This window comes from Rothia sp. QJM3NY_36 (assembly GCF_056173115.1).
In genome coordinates, this window is record NZ_CM149658.1 from 1,733,832 (window position 1) to 1,753,390 (window position 19,559).

Genomic DNA, 19,559 nt, shown 5'->3' on the forward strand with positions numbered 1-19,559 from the left:
CGTGAACGCACCCGCGGGCCCTGCACCACTGCATCCGTCGGCTCCCGCCGACTCCTCCTCCGCACCCTTCGACACCGTCTCCCTGGAGCTGCCCCACGGTCACCCCGGACCGGTGCTGCCGCTGGTCATCGCCGCCCTCGGCGTCGTCTTCGGGGACATCGGCACCTCCCCGCTCTACGCCGTGCAGACGGTGTTCACCCTGCACGACCGGTTCATCGCCCCCACCGAGGAGGACGTACTCGGCGTCGTCTCGATGCTGCTGTGGTGCCTGTTCCTCATCGTCACCCTGGCCTACATCACCTTCATCATGAAGGCCGACAACCAGGGCGAAGGGGGCATCCTGTCCCTGGCGGCCCTGATCCGGCGCAAGCTCGGCCTGCGCTCCCGACGCGCCGGCGCCGCGCTGGTGCTGGCGATCATCGGCGCCGCCCTGTTCTACGGCGATTCGCTGATCACCCCCGCGGTGTCCGTGCTCTCGGCCGTGGAGGGCCTCAGCGTCGCGGACCCGGGGCTGGAGGAGGCCGTGGTGCCGATCGCGCTGGTGATCCTCACCGTGCTGTTCCTCGTCCAGCGCTGGGGCACCGGGACCATCGGGAAGGCCTTCGGGCCGGTCATGGTCGCGTGGTTCGCGGTGCTGATCCTGCTCGGCCTGCCCCACCTCGTGCAGAACCCCGCGATCCTGCGGGCGCTGTCCCCCACCTACGCGCTGTCCTTCGCCGCGGACCGCCCGATCGTCGCCTTCGTGGCGCTGGGCGCGGTGGTCCTGGCGGTGACCGGCGTGGAGGCGCTGTACGCGGACATGGGCCACTTCGGGCGCCGGCCGATCCTGCTGGGCTGGCTGTGCCTGGTGCTGCCGGGCCTGGCGATCAACTACCTCGGGCAGGGGGCGCTGATCCTCTCCGACCCGGCGGCCATCGCCAACCCCTTCTACCTGCTGGCGCCTTCCTGGGCGCAGCTGCCGCTGGTGGTCCTGGCCACCTGCGCGACCGTCATCGCCTCCCAGGCGGTGATCTCCGGGGCCTTCTCCGTGTCCCGGCAGGCCACGCGCCTCTCGCTGCTGCCGCGGCTGAAGGTCGTGCAGACCTCCCGGGAGCAGGGCGGGCAGATCTACATGCCCACCGTGAACTTCCTGCTGTTCCTCGGGGTCCTGGCCCTGGTGCTGATCTTCCGCTCCTCCTCCTCGCTGGCCGCCGCCTACGGGCTGTCCGTGACCGGCACCCTGCTGCTGGAGTTCTCGCTGTTCCTGCTGCTGGCCCAGGCCGTGTGGGGCTGGTCCTGGCCGCGGCTGATCGCGCTGGGCGCGGTGATCGGCGGGCTGGAGCTGCTGCTGTTCGGGGCCAACGTGCTCAAGGTCCTCTCCGGCGGGTGGCTGCCGCTGCTGATCGCCTCGATCGCCGCGACCCTGATGCTCACCTGGCGGCGCGGCTCGCGGATCATGTTCGGCCGGCGCGCCGAGATGGAGGGGCCGATCGAGCAGTTCGTCGCCTATGTCAAGGAGCACCGCGTGCCCCGGGTGCCCGGAGTGGCCGTGTATCCCCACGGGGATCCCAGCACGGCGCCGCTGGCCCTGCACTCCAACGTGCAGTTCAACCACGTGCTGCACGAGCACGTGGTGATCATGACGATGAAGAACATCGGGGTCCCGCACGTGCGCCACGAGGACCGGCTGGTGGTCACGGAGCTGGGCGATCCCGGGGACGGCATCGTGCACGTGCTGTGCCGGGTCGGGTTCAACGACTCCCAGGACCTCCCGGACGCCCTGCGCCTGGCCGTGGGCCGCGCCCCGGAACTGGAGTTCGACCCGCGGGAGGCCACCTACATGCTGTCCGTGTTCCGCATCGAGCGGGGCCAGGACCGCTGCATGCCGCGCTGGCAGAAGGCCGTGTTCCGGCTGCTGGAGAAGTTCTCCGCCAACAAGACCCAGGTCTTCCACCTGCCCCCGGACTCCACCACGGTCATGGGCGCGCAGGCCGAGCTGTAGGCGCCGCCCGGTCCGGCGCCGGCGTCCCAGCTCCGGCGCGCCGACGTCGACGGCCCCGCACCCGTCCCGCCCTCGGGCGGTCGGGATGCGGGGCCGTCGCAGCGGGGTCGCTCAGTAGCGCTGACGGTGGGTCAGCACGACGTCGGAGCGCTGGAACTCCTTCAGATCCGAGTACCCGGTGGTGGCCATCGCCCGGCGCACCGCGCCCATGAGGTTCGAGGTGCCGTCCACGTGGTGGCTGGGCCCGTACAGGACCTCCTGCAGGGAGCCGACCTGCTCCATCGGGGTGCGGGTCCCGCGCGGGAACTCCGGGTGGTGGGCCTCCGGGCCCCAGTGGTACCCGCGCCCGGGGGCCTCCGCGGCCCGGGCCAGGGGCGCGCCGATCATCACGGCGTCAGCCCCCATGGCCATGGCCTTGACCATGTCCCCGGACAGGCCCATCCCGCCGTCGGCGATCACGTGCACGTACCGGCCGCCGGACTCATCCAGGTAGTCCGAGCGCGCCTGGGCGGCGTCGGAGATGGCCGAAGCCATCGCGGCGTGGATGCCCAGGGCGCGGCGGGTGGTGCTGGCCGCTCCCCCGCCGAAGCCCACCAGGACCCCGGCCGCACCGGTGCGCATCAGGTGCAGGGCCGGGGCGTAGCCGGCGGCCCCGCCCACGATCACCGGGACGTCCAGCTCGTAGATGAAGCGCTTGAGGTCCAGGGGCTCCTGATTCTGGGACACGTGCTCCGCGGAGACGGTGGTCCCACGGATCACGAACAGGTCCACCCCGGCCTTCACCACGGTCTCGTAGTGCTCCTGGGTGCGCTGCGGGGTCAGGGCCCCCGCCACCACGACCCCGGCCTCGCGGATCTGGGCCAGGCGGGCGGTGATCAACTCCGGCTTGATCGGCTCGGCGTAGATCTTCTGCATCCGGGAGGTCACCCGCGGCATGTCGTCCCGGGGCAGCAGGGAGATCTCCTCCAGGTACGGCTCCGGGTCCTCGTAGCGGGTCCACAGCCCCTCCAGGTTCAGCACCCCGAGCCCGCCCAGGCGCCCCAGGGCGATGGCCGTCTCCGGGGACATCACGGAGTCCATGGGCGCCCCGAGGATCGGGGTCGGGAAGGAGAAGGCATCGATCTGCCAGTCCGTGCTCACGTCCCGGGGATCGCGGGTGCGCCGGGAGGGGACCAGGGCGACGTCGTCCAGGGAGTAGGTGCGGCGGGCGCGCTTCCAGCGCCCGATCTCGATGTCGTTCACGGGTGTTCTCGTCCTTTCGGGCTCCGACGCCGGGCGCGGCACACCACCCGGGAAGGGGCGTGAGCGGGCCGGGTCGGAGCGGGCCTCAGCGGCGGTAGTTGGGGGCCTCGACGGTCATCATGATGTCGTGCGGGTGGGATTCCTTCAGCCCCGCCGGGGTGATGCGCACGAAGCGGCCCTTGTGCTTGAGCTCGTCGATGTCGTGGGAGCCGACGTAGAACATGGTCTGGCGCAAGCCCCCCTCCAGCTGGTGCAGCACCGCGGCCAGCGGCCCGCGGTAGGCCACCTGGCCCTCGATGCCCTCCGGGATCAGCTTGTCCTCGCCCTTCACGTCCGCCTGGAAGTAGCGGTCCTTGGAGTAGGAGACGTTCTTGCCGCGGGTCTGCATGGCCCCCAGCGACCCCATGCCGCGGTAGGCCTTGAACTGCTTGCCGTTGACGAAGATCAGGTCCCCGGGGGACTCGTCGCACCCGGCGAGCATGGACCCGAGCATCACGGAGTCCGCCCCGGCCACCAGAGCCTTGCCGATCTCCCCGGAGTGCTGCAGCCCGCCGTCGGCGATCAGCGGGACGCCTGCGGGGATGGTGGCCTTGGCGGATTCGTTGATCGCGGTGATCTGGGGGACGCCGACGCCGGCGATGATGCGGGTGGTGCAGATCGAGCCCGGCCCCACCCCGACCTTCACGGCGTCGGCCCCGGCGTCGACGATGGCCTGGGCGCCCTCGCGGGTGGCGGCCTGCCCGCCGATGATGTCCACGTGGTCCGCGGCCGGGTCCTTCTTCAGCCGCGCGATCATGTCCAGCACGCCCTGGGAATGGCCGTTGGCGGTGTCGATGAACAGCGCGTCCACCCCGGCCTCGATCAGGGCCATGGCCCGGTCGTAGCCGTCGCCGAAGAAGCCGACGGCCGCGCCCACGCGCAGGCGGTCCTCCTCGTCCTTGGTGGCGTGGGGGTACTGCTCGGTCTTGGTGAAGTCCTTGACGGTGATCAGCCCCGTGAGCTTCCCGGCGTCGTCCACCAGCGGCAGCTTCTCGATCTTGTGGGAGGACAGCAGGGCGAAGGCCTCGTCCTTGCTCATCCCCTCGTGCCCGGTGACCAGGGGCATCGGGGTCATCACCTCGCGCACGGTGCGCACGGGGAACTCGGATTCCGGCAGGTAGCGGGTGTCCCGGTTGGTGATGATCCCGACCAGCGTGCCGTCCTCGTCCACGACGGGCAGCCCGGAGACCTTGTAGTGCCCGCACAGCTGGTCCAGCTCCTCGAGGGTGGCCTCGGGGCCGACGGTCACCGGCTTGGTGATCATCCCGGATTCGCTGCGCTTGACCCGATCCACGTGCTCGGCCTGGTCCTGGATGGACAGGTTGCGGTGGATCACGCCCATCCCGCCGAGGCGGGCCATGGCGATGGCCATGCGGGAGTCCGTGACGGTGTCCATGGCCGCGGAGATGATGGGGGTTTTCAGGGTGATGCGCCGGGACAGGCGGGTGCGGGTGTCCGCCTCTGAGGGGATCACGCTGGTGTTGCCGGGCAGCAGCAGGACGTCGTCGTAGGTCAGGCCGGTCAGGCCGAACGGGTCCTCGGACAGTGCGGTGGGCTGGGTCACGGGTGCTGAGCCTTTCGCTGGGCGCGGGCCGCGTCCGGGCGGGCCGAGGGGCCCGACGGCGCCCGGACGGGCACTGTGGTGTCGGTAGCCATCCTAGTCACCGAGTCCAGTCGCATGAGCCCCCGTCACGACTGCGGCGGCCGCCCCCTCCCCCAGCGCAGACGGTCGGGACGTCACTCGGCCCCGTCCTCTGCGGCCGCCCTCTCCGCGGCATCGACCCGCTCGTCGAAAGCATCCTGCATACTCCGGATGTACGTCGCCGTGAGATGGTTGTCGTCCCGGTAGGTGTAGACGTTGCCGATCACGGGCGGACACCCGCCATCGGGGCAGATCAGATCATCCATGTCCACCGCGCCGTAGCCGCCGATGCTCTGCTGCCACCCGCGCGTCGGATCCGCGGTACGGGCGGTGACATGGTCGAACACGCATTCCGACAGCCCCTGCTCGCGCTCGCACTGCGCGTGGGATCGAGCGAAGCGGGCATTGTCCCGGATGCCGATCACCTGCACACCGCGCCCGGTCCAGCGACGCACCTGCTCCTCGGTCCCGGCGCGGATGCTCTCCCCGCCCCCGCCGTATGCGGTGAAGGTCGATTGGATGAACAGCTGGTCCGGGGAGATCTCCTGGATGAGCGCCTCGGCGCGGGGCAGCCACTCCTGGCACTCCTCTGCGAACCAGTTGTCGGCGACGGTGGTGAAGAAGCATCCCACCTGACGGATGAAGATCAGATCTTCGTTGCGCTCCTGCGCCCGATGGATGAGGGAGACCATCCACTGCTCGGTGTGGGAGTTGCCCACGGCCACCACGGTCCGAGACGGATGCTCCTGGCGCACGGAGTAGAAGCACTGGTCCCGGGCCAAGCCGTGCAGCGACCATGATCCGGACTTCGCGCACGACTCCCCCAGCAGGGGCTTCGCGGTGTCCTCATTGCGCTTGGCGCTGACCGGGATCGGCGAGGCGTCAGACGCCTCCGCCCCCGCGTACAGGACGCGAGCTCCCGGATAATCCTCGATGCCCCGGGACACGAGACGCTGCTCCTGCCGGTCGATATGCGCCCACCACGCCCCCGCCGACCCCAGCCCCAGGCACAGGCACAGGCCGATGACCGCCAGGGAGCGCCAGCGCCCGGCCTCGGCCCACCGCCAGGAGCGCAGCGGCGCATCCACCCAGCGGGTCAGAGCGACGGCGCCGGCCAGCGACAGGGCCAGCAGGCCGACCCCGGAGACGAACCCGGCCTTCTCCTGGCCGACGTGGGAGAGATAGAAGACCAGCAGCGGCCAGTGCAGCAGGTACAGGGCGTAGGAGTATCCGCCCAGACGCACCAGAGGACCCCAGGACAGCAGACGGTCCGCACCCCAGCGGGTGCCGGTCTGCCCCGCGAAGATCACGAGGCTGGCCGCCAGCGTCGGCCACAGGGCGATCCATCCGGGGAACGCTCCCTGCACGTCCAGGACCGCTCCGCACAGGAGGATCGCCGCGACCCCGATCCACCCCAGCCCGGCCCGCACCCGGGCCGGGGCGCGCAGCAGCGGCAGCAGGATCGCCAGCAGGGAGCCCAGGGCGAACTCCCACAGCCGAGCGAAGGTGTTGAAGTACGCGGACTGCTGATCCGCACTGGTGAGGATCACCGAGAAAGCCAGCGACGCCGCGAAGACCAGACCGAACAGCGTCCCCAGCACGGCACGGGCCGGTAGGCGCAGGCCCCGGATGATGAGGGCCCCGAGCGCGAACAGCAGGGGCCAGGTCAGGAAGATCTGCCCCTGCACGGACAGCGACCAGAAGTGGCGCAGCGGGGAGGCCGCACCGGAGTCCGCGGCGTAGTAATCCACCGCGTGGGCGATCGAGTACCAGTTCTCCCAGTACGTCAGCACCGAGACGGACTCCCGCAGGATCGGCAGCCAGCGCTCCGGACCCAGCAGCGCCCGCGTGCCGACCAGCACCAGCAGCACCGTGAGCACCGCCAGGGGCAGGATCCGTTTGAACACGTGCACCCAGTACGTGCTCAACCGCCGCCACCCGATCCGCTCCCCGCGTTCGATCCGGCGGGTGAAGGACAGCGTCATCAGGAACGCGGAGATGAACAGGAACACATCCACCCCGCCGGAGACCCGACCGAACCAGATGTGGTACGCGGCGACCAGCAGCACGGCCAGCGAGCGCAGCCCCTGGATCTCCGGCCGGAATGCCGGGGCGGGGGCAGGGGCCCGACCCGTGCCCAGCCCCACGGCGTCGCGGACGGTGGACGGCGGCTGCGTGCCCGGGGCCGCGGCGGGGGCTGAGGGGATCGATGATGGCGGGGTCATGCGGAGAAAGGGGGATCCTCGACGGGGCGGCGACTGCGGAAGTGAGCGTCCCCGCTCCGAGCGGGGGCAAACCCTCACATCCTAGCCGAATCGGGGCTTCCGGCTCGGCAGCCCCGTCCCCCTCCCCACGGGGTTCCGACCTGAGCGCACCGGCTCCGCGGCCCTCGCCTCCGGTCTGATGCGGCGGACGGAACGCGCGATCCCCGCCGCCGGAGGCCCCGGTTGGACGGGGCATCGGGCGACGGGGATCGCGCGGAGACGGGCCCGCGCATCACGGGACCCGGAGGGAAGAGGCTAGTCCTCGTCCTCCTCCTCGGGCTGATCCACCACCAGGGTCTCGGTGGTCAGCACCAGGGAGGCGATGGAGGCGGCGTTCTCCAGGGCGGAGCGGGTGACCTTGACGGGGTCGATGACCCCGGCCGCCACCAGATCCTCGTACTGCCCGGTCGCGGCGTTGTAGCCGTGGCCGACCTCCTGCTCCGCGACCCGGGCGGCGACGACGAATCCGTCGGCCCCGGCGTTCTCCGCGATCCAGCGCAGCGGCTGGTTCAGGGAGCGGCGCACGATGTCCACCGCGGTGCGGGCGTCCTCGGTGCTCAGGCCGAGGTCCTCATCCAGGGCCTTCGCGGCGTGGACCAGGGCGGAGCCGCCGCCGGCGACGATGCCCTCCTCCAGCGCGGCGCGGGTGGAGGAGACAGCGTCCTCGATGCGGTGCTTGCGCTCCTTGGCCTCGACCTCCGTCGCGGCGCCGACCTTGATGACGGACACGCCGCCGGCCAGCTTCGCCAGGCGCTCCTTGAGCTTCTCGCGGTCCCACTCGGAGTCCACGCGCTCGACCTCGGCGCGCAGCTGGGCCACGCGCTCGGCCAGGGCCTGCTCGGAGCCGCCGCCGTCCACGACGGTGGTCTCGTCCTTGGTCACGGTGACCCGCCGGGCGGTGCCCAGCTGGTCCAGGGTGACCGAGTCCAGGGTGATGCCCAGCTCGGAGGTGATGACCTCGCCGCCGGTGAGGATCGCCAGGTCCTGCATGATCGCCTTGCGGCGGTCCCCGAAGCCGGGGGCCTTCAGGGCGACGACGTCGAGGTTGCCGCGCAGCTTGTTCACCACCAGGGTGGACAGAGCCTCGCCCTCGACGTCCTCGGCGATGATGGTCAGCGGCTTCTTGGCCTGCACGACCTTCTCCAGGACCGGCATGAGGTCCTGCACGGAGGAGATCTTGCCCTGGTGGATCAGCACCAGGGAGTCCTCCAGCACGGCCTCCTGCCGCTCGGCGTCGGTCACGAAGGACGGGGACAGGTAGCCCTTGTCGAACTGCATGCCCTCGGTCACGGACAGCTCGATCTCCGTGGAGGAGCCGTCCTCGATGGTGATCACACCGTCCTTGCCGACCTTCTCGAAGGCCTCGGCCAGCAGCTGGCCGATCTGCTCGGACTGGGCGGAGATGGCCGCGACGTGCGCGACCTCCTGACCCTCGACCTCGCGGGCGTTGGCCCGCAGGCGCTCGGAGACGGCCTGCACGGCCGCCTCGATGCCGCGGCGGATCTCGTTGGGCGCGGCACCGGCGGCCACGTTGCGCAGCCCCTCGGTGACCAGCGCCTGGGCGAGCACCGTCGCGGTGGTGGTGCCGTCGCCGGCGACGTCGTTGGTCTTGGTGGCGACCTCCTTGGCCAGCTGGGCACCGAGGTTCTCGTAGGGGTCGTCCAGCTCGACCTCGCGGGCGATGGTCACGCCGTCGTTGGTGATGATCGGCGCTCCCCACTGCTTGTCCAGCACCACGTTGCGCCCGCGGGGGCCGAGGGTCACCTTGACGGTGTCGGCGAGCTTGTCCACACCGGCCATGAGGGCCTTGCGGGCGGCGTCATCGAATCGCAGCTGCTTTGCCATGGAACGTCATGACTCCTTGTCGTGAAGGGTGGATGCGGGTCTCGTGCGCGGTGCGCGCGAGACTACTTCTCGACGACGGCCAGCACGTCCCGCGCGGAGAGCACGAGGTACTCCTGGCCGGAGTACTTGACCTCGGTCCCGCCGTACTTGGAGTAGATGACGACGTCGCCCTCGGCGACGTCCACGGGCACGCGGTTGCCCTTGTCGTCCACGCGGCCGGGGCCCACGGCCACGACCTTGCCCTCCTGGGGCTTCTCCTTGGCGGTGTCCGGGATGACCAGCCCGGAGGCGGTGGTCTGCTCGGCCTCGACGGGCTGGACGACGATGCGGTCTTCCAGGGGCTTGATGGAGACGGACATGGTGGACCTTCTTCCTTGGGTTGTCGGTACGCGGCATGAGCCTGTGGGTGAGGCGAGCCAACCGTCGTCGCGGTGCCGATTGAGCGCCAGGCCCAGTTAGCACCCTGAGTGCCAGAGTGCTAAAGCCGACTCTATTCCGGGCGTTAGCAGAGGGTCAAGGCGAGTGCCAGCCTCCGCCGAGGGCGGAACCGACGCCGCCGTCCGGGGCCCGGTTAGGGTGGAGCGCGTGAGCCTCCCCGACCTCTCCCCCGCCCCGCCAGCACCCTTCGACGAGCAGGAGCTGACGCTGCTGGCCGGCCTGGACTACCGCGAGCAGGACGCCCTGGCCGCCTCCACCCGGCTGCGCGCGGCCGGACTGGACGCGGACCGGGCCGCCGCCGTGCTGACCCAGGCCAAGCTGCGCGGCGAGGCCGCGGCCAAGTTCGGACCCGAGGCCGAGCACCTGCTGCTGACCCGGCCGGGGCTGGAGCAGGCCACCCGCCGGGCCGTGGCCGAGCACCACGCCGCCCGGTTGCGCGCGGCCGGACTGGGCTCGGTGGCGGACCTAGGCTGCGGGCTGGGCGCGGACACCCTGGCCTTCGCCCGGGCCGGGCTCTGCGTGCTGGCCGTGGAGATCGACCCGCACACGGCTGCCTGCGCGGCCGCGAACCTCCGGTCCTTCCCCGACGCCCGGGTGCTGGTCGGCGACGTCGAGCAGCTGGAGCCGGGGCAGCTGAGGTGCCCGGACGGCGGCGCGATGACGGCCCTGTGGCTGGATCCGGCCCGCCGGGAATCCGGCCGCGGGCGCACCCGGCAGCGGATCTTCGACCCCGAGGCCTTCTCCCCGCCGTTCTCCGTCATCCGCCGCCTGGCCGCGACCGGCGTGCCGATGGGGGTCAAGATGGGCCCGGGCATGGACCGGGCCGCGATCCCCCCGGAGGCCACCGCCGAATGGGTCAGCCACGGCGGGGACGTGGTGGAGGTCGTCCTGTGGTTCAACGCCCTGGCCACCCCCGGGGTGCGCCGGCGCGCCACCGTGCTGGGACCGGACCCGCTGGTCCCGCGGGCTCTGCACGTGCTGGACTCCCCCGTGGCCGCCGAGCAGGAGCCCGCGGCCCCCGTCGGCCCGCCCGGGGCGTACCTGTACGAACCCGACGGCGCCGTGATCCGCTCCGGTCAGGTGCGAGCCCTGGCCGAGGCCGTCGACGGGCACCTGCTGGATGAGCGCATCGCCTACGTGACCTCCGATGACGCCCGAGAGCTGGACTGGGCCCGGTGCTGGCGGATCGCGGCGCGCCTGCCCCTGCACGAGAAGACCCTGCGGCGCTGGGTGCGCGAGCACGGCGTCACGTCCCTGACCGTGAAGAAGCGGGGGGTCGACGTCGTGCCGGAGCGGCTGCGCAGGCGCCTGCTGGCCGGTGCGTCCCGGGGACCGGGGTCAGGCGGGAGGCACGCGACGCTGCTCGCGACCCGCTGGGACGAGCCCGGCGGGGAGCAGCGGGCCTGCTTCGTCGTCGAACCCGTCTGAGCCCGCTCACCTGCTGGGATGCCGCCATCGGCCGGTGACCGGCGCGGATAGGATGAAGCGATCACGTCTGGAGGCCCTCATGCTCGAATTCGCCAGCTCCACCCAGTCCACCCTCGGCATCGAATGGGAGGTCGCCCTGGTGGACCGCGCCAGCGGCGCGATGATCGGGGCCGCGCCCGAGCTGTTCGAGGTGCTCACCGCACCTCACCGGGACCTCATCCACCCGGAGGGGCTGACCCCGCACCTGACCCGGGAGTTCCTGGCCAACACCATCGAGATGGTCACCGGCGTGAATGAGCGGGTCGGCGAGGCCGTCGAGCAGCTGGCCGGGATGGTCGAGAAGATCCGCCGCCACACCGACCCCCTGGGCGTGGAGATCTTCTCCGCCGGGACCCACCCCCTGGCCCGGTGGGAGGAGCAGGTCATCTCGGACAAGGAGCGCTACCGCAAGGTCCTGGAGCGCACGCAGTACTGGGGCTACCAGATGATGATCTACGGGGTGCACGTGCACGTGGGCGTGGATTCCCGGGACAAGGCCCTGCCCACCGTGAACCACCTGGTCAACCACTACGGGCACCTGCTGGCGCTGTCCGCGAACTCCCCGTTCTGGCAGGGCCACGACACCGGCTACGCCTCGCAGCGGGCCATGATCTTCCAGCAGATCCCGACCTCCGGGATGCCGTACCTGTTCCAGCGGTGGGAGGAGTTCGAGCAGTACACCCGGGATCTGATGGACACCGGCGTCATCGAGGAGGACTCGGAGAACCGCTGGGACGTGCGCCCGGTGCCGCGCTACGGCACCGTGGAGATGCGCATCTGCGACGGCGCCTCGACCCTGCAGGAGATCGGGGCCATGGCGGCCCTGACCCAGTGCCTGGCGGAGGAGGCCTCCCGCACCGTGGAGGCCGGCGGCACCATCCCGGTGCTGCGCCGCTGGAGCGCGGAGGAGAACAAGTGGCGTGCGGCCCGCTACGGGCTGGATGCCGAGGTGATCCTGGATCCGAGCAACCGGGAGGCGCCGCTGCGCGAGGAGATCCCGCGGATGCTGGATCGACTGGCCCCGCTGGCCGATGACCTGGGCTGCGCCGAGGAGCTGGCGGAGATCGAGCGGATCCTGGAGCGCGGCACCGGAGCCGAGCGGCAGCGGCGGGTGGCCGCCCGGCACGACGGCGACCTGCGCGCCGTCGTGCGGGACCTGACCCGCCTGACCCGCACCGGGTACTGACCGGCGTCGGCCCGGGCCGGGTCTCAGGGCAGGCGGCTCACGAAAGGAGAATCAGGGCAGGCAGATCGAGGTGACCGGCAGGGACGGGTCCGGGGTGAAGCCCAGCCCCGTGGGGGCCGTGCCCGCCGCGACCAGGCGCGAGCCCAGGGCCGCGACCATCGCGCCGTTGTCCGTGCACAGGCTCAGCGGGGGCACCACCAGGCGCACCCCGTGCTGCCCGCAGCGCTGCTCGGCCAGGGCCCGCAGCCGCGAGTTGGCGGCCACGCCCCCGCCCAGCAGCAGCGTGCCGATGCCCTGCTCCGCGCAGGCCAGCATGGCCTTGGCGGTGATGACGTCGGCCACGGCCTCCTGGAAGGAGACGGCGACGTCGGCCACCGGCACCGGCTCCCCGCGCGCCTCGAAGCCCTCCACCACCCGCGCCACGGCGGTCTTCAGCCCGGAGAACGAGAAGTCGTAGCGGTGCGGCCCGGGCGCCTCGGCGCTGCCGAGGTACTTGGGCGCACTGAGCCCCCGGGGGAAGCGGAAGGCCCGAGGGTCCCCCTCGCGGGCGACCCGATCGATCGCGGGACCCCCGGGGTAGGGCAGCCCGAGGATGCGGGCCACCTTGTCGTAGGCCTCCCCGGCCGCGTCATCCAGGGTCGCCCCGAGCAGGCGGACGTCCCCGGCGATGTCGTGCACTCGCAGGATCTCCGTGTGCCCCCCGGAGACCAGCAGCGCCCCGAGATCCTCCGGCAGCCTCCCGTCCGGGCCGGTGACCGCGCCGGACTGCCCCTCCAGCAGGCCCACCCCCACGTGCGCGACGAGGTGGTTGATCGCATACAGCGGCTTGCCGGTGGCCGCGGCCAGCGCCTTGGCCGCGGCCACCCCGACCATGAGCGCCCCGGCCAGGCCCGGGCCGCCGGTCACTGCGAGCGCGTCCACCTGCCCCAGCTCGACGTCGGCCTCGGTCAGGGCCGCGTCCAGCGCGGGGATCATGGCCTCCAGGTGCGCGCGGGAGGCGATCTCCGGGATCACCCCGCCGAAGCGCACGTGCTCGGCCATCGAGGAGGAGACGGTGTTGGTCAGCAGCCGGTTCCCGGCCACGATCCCGATCCCGGTCTCATCGCACGAGGACTCGATGCCCAGCACGATCGGCTCGCGGTTCATTCCTGCTCCTCCTCGGTCTGCGGGTTCCCGGCCAGCGCCTCGGCGCCGACGGCCCCGATCGACGCCGTCCCGGTGAGGGCGGCACCGGTCGGGCCGGCCCCGGTCAGCACCGCCCCGTCCCGTCCGGGCTGCGGGGCCAGGTCCTTCTGCATGATCACGGCGTCGGCTCCGTCCCGGTAGTAGCGGGGCCGGATGTGCACGGCGCGGTAGCCGAGCCCCTCGTACAGGGCGCGCGCCCGGCCGTTGTCCTGGCGGACCTCGAGCATCATCCGCTGCGCCCCGGCGGTGCGGGCCTGCTCGTGCATCCGGTGCAGCAGCCAGCGCCCGATGCCGCGGCCCTCGTGTTCGGGAGCCACGGCCACGGTCTGCACGTCGGCGATCTCGGCGACGGCCATCATCCCGGCGTAGGCGATGACCTGTTCGGCCTCGTCCAGGACCGCGGTGTAGGCGCGGGTCGGGTGGGCGATCTCGGCGCGGAACATCTCGACCGGCCAGGCGTCGTGCGGGAAGAGGCGGGTCTCCAGCGCGTGGACCGCGGGGATGTCCGCCGCGCTCATCGGGCGGTGGCGGCAGTCTGAGGGCAGGCCGGGGCTCATCGGGTGGCCTTCTTGCGGGCGGCGGGCACGACGGCGTCGGATTCGCGCAGGTACAGGGGGCTGGTGCCCGCATCCAGGCTGTTCAGGCCCCGGCGCACCCCGGCCCGGGCGAGGTCCGCGGCCTGCGGGTGCGCCTGCTCCCACCCGGGCAGGGCGGGCAGCTGCTCGGGGTACAGTCCGGCGCCGCGCCCGACGACGGGCGGCAGCCGGTCCTGCCCGGTCAGGGCGGGGCCCAGCAGGTCCCGGATCCCCTCGGCCTTCCCGACCGCGGGGCCGGCCTCGCGCGCCCAGCCCCGGGCGGGGTCGGTGCGGTAGGCCGCGGCGTAGACCTCTCTGCGGCGGGCGTCGGCGGCGGCCAGGAAGGGCGCGCCGTGGACGGGCAGGTCCCGGTGGGCCGCCTCGGCCAGGGCGTCCAGGCTCATGACCCCGCGCACGGGCACCCCCCAGGCCCAGCCCAGGGCCCGGGCGGTCATGATCCCGGCGCGCAGTCCGGTGAAGGGGCCGGGGCCGATGCCGACCAGGATGAGCCCCAGCGCCGTGCCGGGCACCCCGGCCTGCTCCAGGAGCCGACGCAGCCCCGGCGCGGTGGCCTCCGCGTGGGAGCGGGTGTCCTCGGTGGCGAAGGAGCCCAGCACCTCGGCGCGGCCGACGAGGTCGGGGCCCGTGGCCTCGGGGGCGCCGGCGTCGTCCGGCACGCGCAGCAGGGCGCCGCTGGCGATGGAGGAGGTGTCGCAGCTGAGGATGAGCACCCGCCTAAGTGTAGTTCCCCCTCCCGACGCACCCCCGGGGCGCGTCAGCCGCGCAGGGCGGCCTCCAGGCGCCGGGCCAGGTCCCGCCCGGCCTGCCCGGTCCAGCGGGGCCCGAACGCCGCCAGCCGGGCCCGACGCGGGTCCTCGTCGTCCTCGTCGCCCTCCACCACCGGGGCGGCCTCCCCCGTGGCCCGCTCCAGGGTCAGCTCCAGGCGAGACTCGGCCAGGTGCTCCACCAGCCCGCGCCCCCATTCCACGACGGTCACGGCCCGGTCCTGGGTGGCCTCCAGATCCAGGTCGTCCACCTCCTCGACCGAGCCCAGCCGGTAGGCGTCCACGTGCACCAGGTCCGGTCCGCCGGGCCGGGGGCCGTCGGGGTCGTTGGGGTGGATGCGGGCCAGGACGAAGGTCGGGGAGATCACGGAGCCGCGCACCCCGAGGGCCTTCCCCAGGGCGCGGGTGAAGGTGGTCTTCCCGGCGCCGAGCTCACCGGTGAGCACCAGGAGGTCCCCGGCGCGCAGCGCGGCGGCCAGCGCCCGGGCCAGACGGCCGGTCGCGGCGAGGTCGGGCAGGGCCACCTCGGTCAGCGGTTTGGGCAGTGTCTCCTCTTCCCCGGGACCGGGGGCGGCGGGCCGGCTCATGCCGACTCCCCCGCCGCGGCCTCGCCCTGCCCGCGCGCCCCATCGGCGGCCTCGGTCTCACCTTCGGCTTCGGAGCGGGGCGTGAGGTAGACCCGGTCCACGCGCGGGGAGATGCGGGTGACGATCTCGTAGTTGATGGTCCCGGCGGCCTGCGCCCACTCCTCCACCGCGGGGTTCTCCCCGGTGCCGAACAGCACGGCGGGGGCGTGCAGGTAGCCCAGGGCGGGGTCGCTCAGCCCGGGCTCGCCGAGGTCCACGACCATCTGGTCCATCGCGACCCGCCCCACGACCCGGAAGGTCCGGGCGGGCGCCCCGGCCGGGTGGATGCGCACCGGGCCGTGTTCGGCCACGCGGGGGACGCCGTCGGCGTAGCCGACCGGGATCAGGGCGAGGGTGGTGGGGGTCTCGGTTCGGTAGCGCAGCCCGTAGGAGACGCCCTGCCCGGCCGGGACCTCCTTGACGGAGTCCACGAAGGTCTGCAGGGTCATCGCCGGGCGCAGCCCCAGCTCCTCCGACGGGATGCCTGGGAACGGGGACAGGCCGTAGAGAGCCAGGCCCACGCGCACGGCGTCGCGCAGGATCTCCCGGTGCTGGGCGTCGTCGCCGTCGGCCAGGGCCCCGGGGGTGTTGGCCAGGTGGCAGGTCCGCGGGTTCAGGCCCACTTCCCGGGCCTGGGCGACGGCGGCGTCGAAGCGGGCCAGCTGCTCGCGGGTCTCCGGGCGGGTCGGCTCATCGGCCACGGCCAGGTGGGAGAAGATGCCCACCACCTGCACGAGGCCCTCCTGCTCCAGGGTCCTGGCCCGGGCGGCGAAGCCGGGCCAGCCGCGGGCGGTGGCGCCGTTGCGGCCCAGGCCAGTGTCGATCTTCAGGTGCACGCGCGCGGTGCTCCCGGTCTGCCGGGCGGCCTCGGCGGCGGCCTCCAGATCCCAGCCGGAGACCCCGAGCTCGACGTCGCGGGCCACAGCCGCGGCGAAGTCCGTGGCGCGGGTGTGCAGCCAGGCCAGCACGGGCGCGTCGATCCCGGCCTCGCGCAGCTCGAGGGCCTCGCGCACGTGGGCCACCCCCAGCATGTCGGCACCTGCGCGCAGGGCGGCCCGGGCCACGGGCACCGCACCGTGCCCGTAGGCGTCGGCCTTCACGACGGCGATCAGCCGGGCGGGGGCGCAGCGGCGACGCAGCACCCGGACGTTGTGCTCGACGGCGCCCAGGTCGATCAGCGCGGCCCGCTCCGGGGGGAGCTGGGCGGAATCGGCCGTGGGGAGCGTGCTGGATGAATCGGGATCGGCGGAGGGGTCGGGGCGCTGTTCGGGCTTGCTCATGCGGCCATTGTCCCACCGGTCCCCGCGCCCGCGCGCCGCACCCGGCGGGCGGTGCGCTGGACGGCGGGCAAGCGGACGCCGGGGTGTCGGTGAGCGCACCGCAGCGGCGCGCGGGCATGGCCTAGACTCGGGTGCTGTGACTGCGCCCCCGGATGCCCCACCACCCGCCGCCCAGCGCACCGTCGCCGCCGACGAGCGCGCCCCGGGATCCCGGGGGCTGGTCCTGCACGTGCTGAGCATGCACACCTCTCCCCTGGCCCAGCCCGGCGACGGGGACGCCGGGGGCATGAACGTCTACATCGCGCACCTGTGCGCCGCCCTGGCCCGCGCCGGGCATCGCGTGGAGGTCTTCACCCTGGACACCTCGCCCGACGCCGCGAGCGCCCCGTCCGTGCGCACCGCGAGCCCCGCGCCGGGACTGCGGGTGCACACCCTGGCCCTGCCCGCGGCCGCCGGGGCCGGCAAGGCGGATCTCGCCCGACTGACCGGGGCCTTCGGGCGCGCCTGCGCCGAGGTGGCGCAGCGGCTGCCGGCCCCGGATGCGCTGCACGCGCACTACTGGCTGTCCGGGCAGGCCGCCCTGAGCCTGCGCGAGCAGCTGGGGCGCACGGCGGAGCGGCTGCCGCTGGTGCTGACCCTGCACACCACGGCCCGGATCAAGAACCGCCACGCCGGGGCCGGGGAGCCGCCGGAACCGCAGGAGCGGGCCGCGGCCGAAGAGGAGCTGCTGCGCGCTACCCAGGCCGTGATCGCCAACACCGACACCGAAGCGCGGGAGCTCGTGCAGCTGTACGGGGCGGATCCGCGGCGGCTGCACACGGTGCCCCCGGGGGTGGACGCCGCGGTCTTCCACCCGGACCCCGAGCGACCCACCTCCCCAGCGCCCGCCTCGCAGGAACCCGGATCGCAGACACTCGCCTCTCCGGAGTCCGCGCCGGAGGATGCCGCACCATCCGCGCGGGAGACGAGCGAGGACCCCGCGCCGTTCCGCATCCTGTTCGCAGGGCGCCCCCAGCCGCTGAAGGGCCCCGAGATCCTGATCCGGGCCCTGCCGGAGCTGATCCGCCGGGTCCCGGAGGCGCGGCTGGAGATCCGCGGCAGCGCCTCCCCGCAGTACCTGACGCGGCTGCGCGCGCTGGCCCGGGACGAGGGCGTCCTGGCGCGCTGCCGGTTCACCCCGGCCTGCCCCGCGCCCCAGCTCGCGTCCGCGATGCGCGCGGCCGACGTCGTGGCCTGCCCCTCCTCCTCCGAGACCTTCGGTCTGGTGGCCCTGGAGGCCCAGGCCTGCGGCACCCCGGTGGCAGCCTCCGACGTCGGCGGGCTGCGCACCGCCCTGAAGGACGGGCGCGCCGGGCTGCTGGTGCCCGAGCGTACCCCGCGGGCCTGGGCCCGGTCCCTGGCGCTGCTGGCCGAGGATCCGGCGCTGCGCGCCCGGCTGCGCGCCCGCGGCCTGGCCCACGCCCGCACCCTGACCTGGGACGACGCCGCACGACGCACCGCCGCGGTCTACGCCGCCGTGGTGGGCGCCCGCTGACCCGCGGGCCTCGTGCCTCGGTCCGCCCCCCCACACCCGATCTGACCTGACCCCCACCCCGATCCCCGACCCGAGAGGACCTCGTGAACACCGCCGCCTCGACCCCGACGAGCCCCGATGCCGAGGCCGCGCTGCGTGAGCACCTGGACCGCGCCCGCATCACCGGCCGGGTGGCCACCCCGCGGGAGGACAACCTCGCCCACATCCAGGGCTTCCTGGACGGCGTCGAGCACCTGGGCTTCGGCGTGGTCCAGGACCACCCGTGGACCTGGGAGGAGGTGTTCGCGCTGATGGTGGAGAAGGTCGGGATCGACCCGGACCCGCGGCATCGAGAAGGCCAGGACACGATCGGCGCCCGGCAGTGCGTCACCGCCCTGCGCACCTACCGGCGCCTGCTGCACGAGGCCGTGGACCGCGGCGCGCGCCTGCTGTTCGCCACCGGGCACCCGGCCGGGCTCTACCCGATCTACCGGGAGCTGGCCGCGTGGGCCGAGTCCCGCGGGGCCGAGGTGGTGGGCATCGAGGAGGGCATCGCCTTCGACGGCGGGGACCTGCGCCAGATCGAGGGCGTGGTGATGTTCCAGCAGTACGGCTCCCTGGCCCATACCCACCTGCCGCAGCCGATGGACCTGGTCCTGGAGCAGCTGCGCCGCAGCCCGTCCGGTCTGCCGGATCTGGTGATCGCCGATCACGGCTGGGCCGGGGCCGCCGCCCAGGCGGGGCTGGCGACCCTGGGCATCGCCGACTGCAACGACCCGGGCCTGTTCGTCTCCGAGGCCCAGGGTCAGCTGCTGGTGGCGGTGCCGATGGATGACAACGTCCTGCCGCACCTGTACGAGCCGGTGATCCGCTACCTGACCGCACGGGACTGACGCCCGCATCACCCGGGTCCCGGGCGGGCGGGCCCCAGCGGCTCCCTATACAGAGGGGCGGGGGACGGAATCAGCGCGACCCCGCGGGGACCCCGCGGGCCGCGCGATACGGGGCGGTCGGGGACCGCCCGCGTTCCGTCCCGATCGATCACATCAGACTTCTTGGGGGAAGAGGTTCCGAAGACCGTGGCACCACGCGCGCACCGGCCGCCGCTGACCGACGGCGACGTCCATCGCATGACCTGGCCGACCAAGGCCGTCCGAGTCCTGGCGGTCACCGACGCCCTGTGCATCATCCTGGCGGTGGTCGTGGCCCAGGCAGTGCGCTTCACGGACGACGGCGCCCACCTGCCCACCACCACCGGGGACTCCTCGGTCTCCTACACGCTGCTCTCGGCCTGCCTGGTGCTGGCCTGGTGGGGTGCCCTGTGGCTCGGGGGCGCGAGGAACTCCCGGATCCTGGGGGCCGGCAACGCCGAGTACATCGCGGTGGTGCGCTCATCGCTGTGGCTGTTCGCCGCGATCGCGATCGTCTCCTACGCCTTCGCGGTGCCGCTGGCCCGCGGATACGTGCTCATCGCGCTGCCGGTGGGACTGG

At 73.1% G+C, this 19,559-nt stretch carries 15 protein-coding genes; 5 read left to right on the top strand and 10 right to left on the bottom strand.

Going from position 1 to position 19,559, the window contains the following annotated elements:
* The first annotated feature begins 1 nt into the window (after nt 1).
* Nucleotides 2-1,981 (top strand): potassium transporter Kup, encoded by a 1,980-nt coding sequence (locus AC0VXQ_RS07710; protein ID WP_224799841.1) that lies wholly within the window; start codon nt 2-4, stop codon nt 1,979-1,981.
* A 111-nt stretch (nt 1,982-2,092) separates the two neighbouring features.
* Here AC0VXQ_RS07710 and AC0VXQ_RS07715 read toward each other — a convergent pair whose 3' ends face one another.
* From AC0VXQ_RS07715 to groES, 5 genes are all read right to left on the bottom strand, one after another.
* Nucleotides 2,093-3,223, bottom strand: a complete 1,131-nt coding sequence (locus AC0VXQ_RS07715; RefSeq protein ID WP_055684532.1) for a GuaB3 family IMP dehydrogenase-related protein — start codon at nt 3,221-3,223, stop codon at nt 2,093-2,095.
* Between the two features lie 85 nt (nt 3,224-3,308).
* Complete coding sequence (gene guaB / locus AC0VXQ_RS07720; RefSeq protein ID WP_055684533.1) at nt 3,309-4,826, bottom strand: IMP dehydrogenase; 1,518 nt, start codon at nt 4,824-4,826, stop codon at nt 3,309-3,311.
* A 173-nt stretch (nt 4,827-4,999) separates the two neighbouring features.
* On the bottom strand, nt 5,000-7,129 hold the full coding sequence (locus tag AC0VXQ_RS07725) for an acyltransferase family protein (protein ID WP_058730500.1): 2,130 nt from the start codon (nt 7,127-7,129) through the stop codon (nt 5,000-5,002).
* Nucleotides 7,130-7,423: 294 nt separating this feature from the next.
* The gene (groL, locus tag AC0VXQ_RS07730; RefSeq protein WP_058730501.1) at nt 7,424-9,013 is read right to left on the bottom strand and encodes a chaperonin GroEL; all 1,590 of its coding nucleotides are present in this window, start codon (nt 9,011-9,013) and stop codon (nt 7,424-7,426) included.
* Between the two features lie 62 nt (nt 9,014-9,075).
* On the bottom strand, nt 9,076-9,372 hold the full coding sequence (gene groES, locus AC0VXQ_RS07735; protein ID WP_055684536.1) for a co-chaperone GroES: 297 nt from the start codon (nt 9,370-9,372) through the stop codon (nt 9,076-9,078).
* 226 nt (nt 9,373-9,598) lie between these two features.
* Between groES and AC0VXQ_RS07740 the strand changes: the two genes are divergently transcribed.
* Both AC0VXQ_RS07740 and AC0VXQ_RS07745 read left to right on the top strand, forming a co-directional pair.
* Nucleotides 9,599-10,879 (top strand): class I SAM-dependent methyltransferase, encoded by a 1,281-nt coding sequence (locus AC0VXQ_RS07740; RefSeq protein WP_224799840.1) that lies wholly within the window; start codon nt 9,599-9,601, stop codon nt 10,877-10,879.
* Nucleotides 10,880-10,958: 79 nt separating this feature from the next.
* Nucleotides 10,959-12,104 carry a glutamate--cysteine ligase gene (locus tag AC0VXQ_RS07745; protein WP_224799839.1) on the top strand — a complete coding sequence of 382 codons (1,146 nt, stop codon included), beginning with the start codon at nt 10,959-10,961 and terminating at the stop codon, nt 12,102-12,104.
* Nucleotides 12,105-12,155: 51 nt separating this feature from the next.
* On the opposite strand, the gene tsaD is transcribed toward AC0VXQ_RS07745, so the two are convergent.
* Genes tsaD through alr form a run of 5 tightly spaced genes read right to left on the bottom strand, consistent with a single transcriptional unit; the run spans nt 12,156 to nt 16,555 of the window.
* Nucleotides 12,156-13,250 (bottom strand): tRNA (adenosine(37)-N6)-threonylcarbamoyltransferase complex transferase subunit TsaD, encoded by a 1,095-nt coding sequence (gene tsaD / locus AC0VXQ_RS07750; RefSeq protein WP_058730503.1) that lies wholly within the window; start codon nt 13,248-13,250, stop codon nt 12,156-12,158.
* A complete protein-coding gene (rimI, locus tag AC0VXQ_RS07755; protein WP_081046246.1) occupies nt 13,247-13,846 on the bottom strand; it encodes a ribosomal protein S18-alanine N-acetyltransferase in 600 nt (199 codons plus the stop codon). The genes tsaD and rimI overlap by 4 nt, the downstream gene beginning before the upstream one ends.
* Nucleotides 13,843-14,595, bottom strand: coding sequence for a tRNA (adenosine(37)-N6)-threonylcarbamoyltransferase complex dimerization subunit type 1 TsaB (tsaB, locus tag AC0VXQ_RS07760; protein ID WP_058730504.1), 753 nt, complete (start codon nt 14,593-14,595; stop codon nt 13,843-13,845). The genes rimI and tsaB overlap by 4 nt, the downstream gene beginning before the upstream one ends.
* A 44-nt stretch (nt 14,596-14,639) precedes the next feature.
* Nucleotides 14,640-15,236 carry a tRNA (adenosine(37)-N6)-threonylcarbamoyltransferase complex ATPase subunit type 1 TsaE gene (gene tsaE / locus AC0VXQ_RS07765; protein WP_081046245.1) on the bottom strand — a complete coding sequence of 199 codons (597 nt, stop codon included), beginning with the start codon at nt 15,234-15,236 and terminating at the stop codon, nt 14,640-14,642.
* Complete coding sequence (gene alr, locus AC0VXQ_RS07770; protein ID WP_058730505.1) at nt 15,233-16,555, bottom strand: alanine racemase; 1,323 nt, start codon at nt 16,553-16,555, stop codon at nt 15,233-15,235. The genes tsaE and alr overlap by 4 nt, the downstream gene beginning before the upstream one ends.
* A gap of 136 nt (nt 16,556-16,691) precedes the next feature.
* On the opposite strand from alr, the gene AC0VXQ_RS07775 reads away from it, so the two are divergent.
* Entirely contained in the window at nt 16,692-18,089 is a 1,398-nt protein-coding gene (locus AC0VXQ_RS07775; protein ID WP_058730506.1) for a glycosyltransferase, read from the top strand.
* A gap of 83 nt (nt 18,090-18,172) precedes the next feature.
* On the top strand, nt 18,173-18,961 hold the full coding sequence (locus AC0VXQ_RS07780; RefSeq protein WP_224799838.1) for a phosphatase: 789 nt from the start codon (nt 18,173-18,175) through the stop codon (nt 18,959-18,961).
* The last annotated feature ends 598 nt before the right edge of the window (nt 18,962-19,559 follow it).

What these genes read in the sequence shown, in the direction of transcription:
- AC0VXQ_RS07725 (WP_058730500.1), bottom strand. Translation starts at nt 7,129, where the DNA reads ATGACCCCGCCATCATCGATCCCCTCAGCCCCCGCCGCGGCCCCGGGC.
- groL (WP_058730501.1), bottom strand. Translation starts at nt 9,013, where the DNA reads ATGGCAAAGCAGCTGCGATTCGATGACGCCGCCCGCAAGGCCCTCATG.
- groES (WP_055684536.1), bottom strand. Translation starts at nt 9,372, where the DNA reads ATGTCCGTCTCCATCAAGCCCCTGGAAGACCGCATCGTCGTCCAGCCC.
- AC0VXQ_RS07745 (WP_224799839.1), top strand. Translation starts at nt 10,959, where the DNA reads ATGCTCGAATTCGCCAGCTCCACCCAGTCCACCCTCGGCATCGAATGG.
- tsaD (WP_058730503.1), bottom strand. Translation starts at nt 13,250, where the DNA reads ATGAACCGCGAGCCGATCGTGCTGGGCATCGAGTCCTCGTGCGATGAG.
- rimI (WP_081046246.1), bottom strand. Translation starts at nt 13,846, where the DNA reads ATGAGCCCCGGCCTGCCCTCAGACTGCCGCCACCGCCCGATGAGCGCG.
- tsaE (WP_081046245.1), bottom strand. Translation starts at nt 15,236, where the DNA reads ATGAGCCGGCCCGCCGCCCCCGGTCCCGGGGAAGAGGAGACACTGCCC.
- alr (WP_058730505.1), bottom strand. Translation starts at nt 16,555, where the DNA reads ATGAGCAAGCCCGAACAGCGCCCCGACCCCTCCGCCGATCCCGATTCA.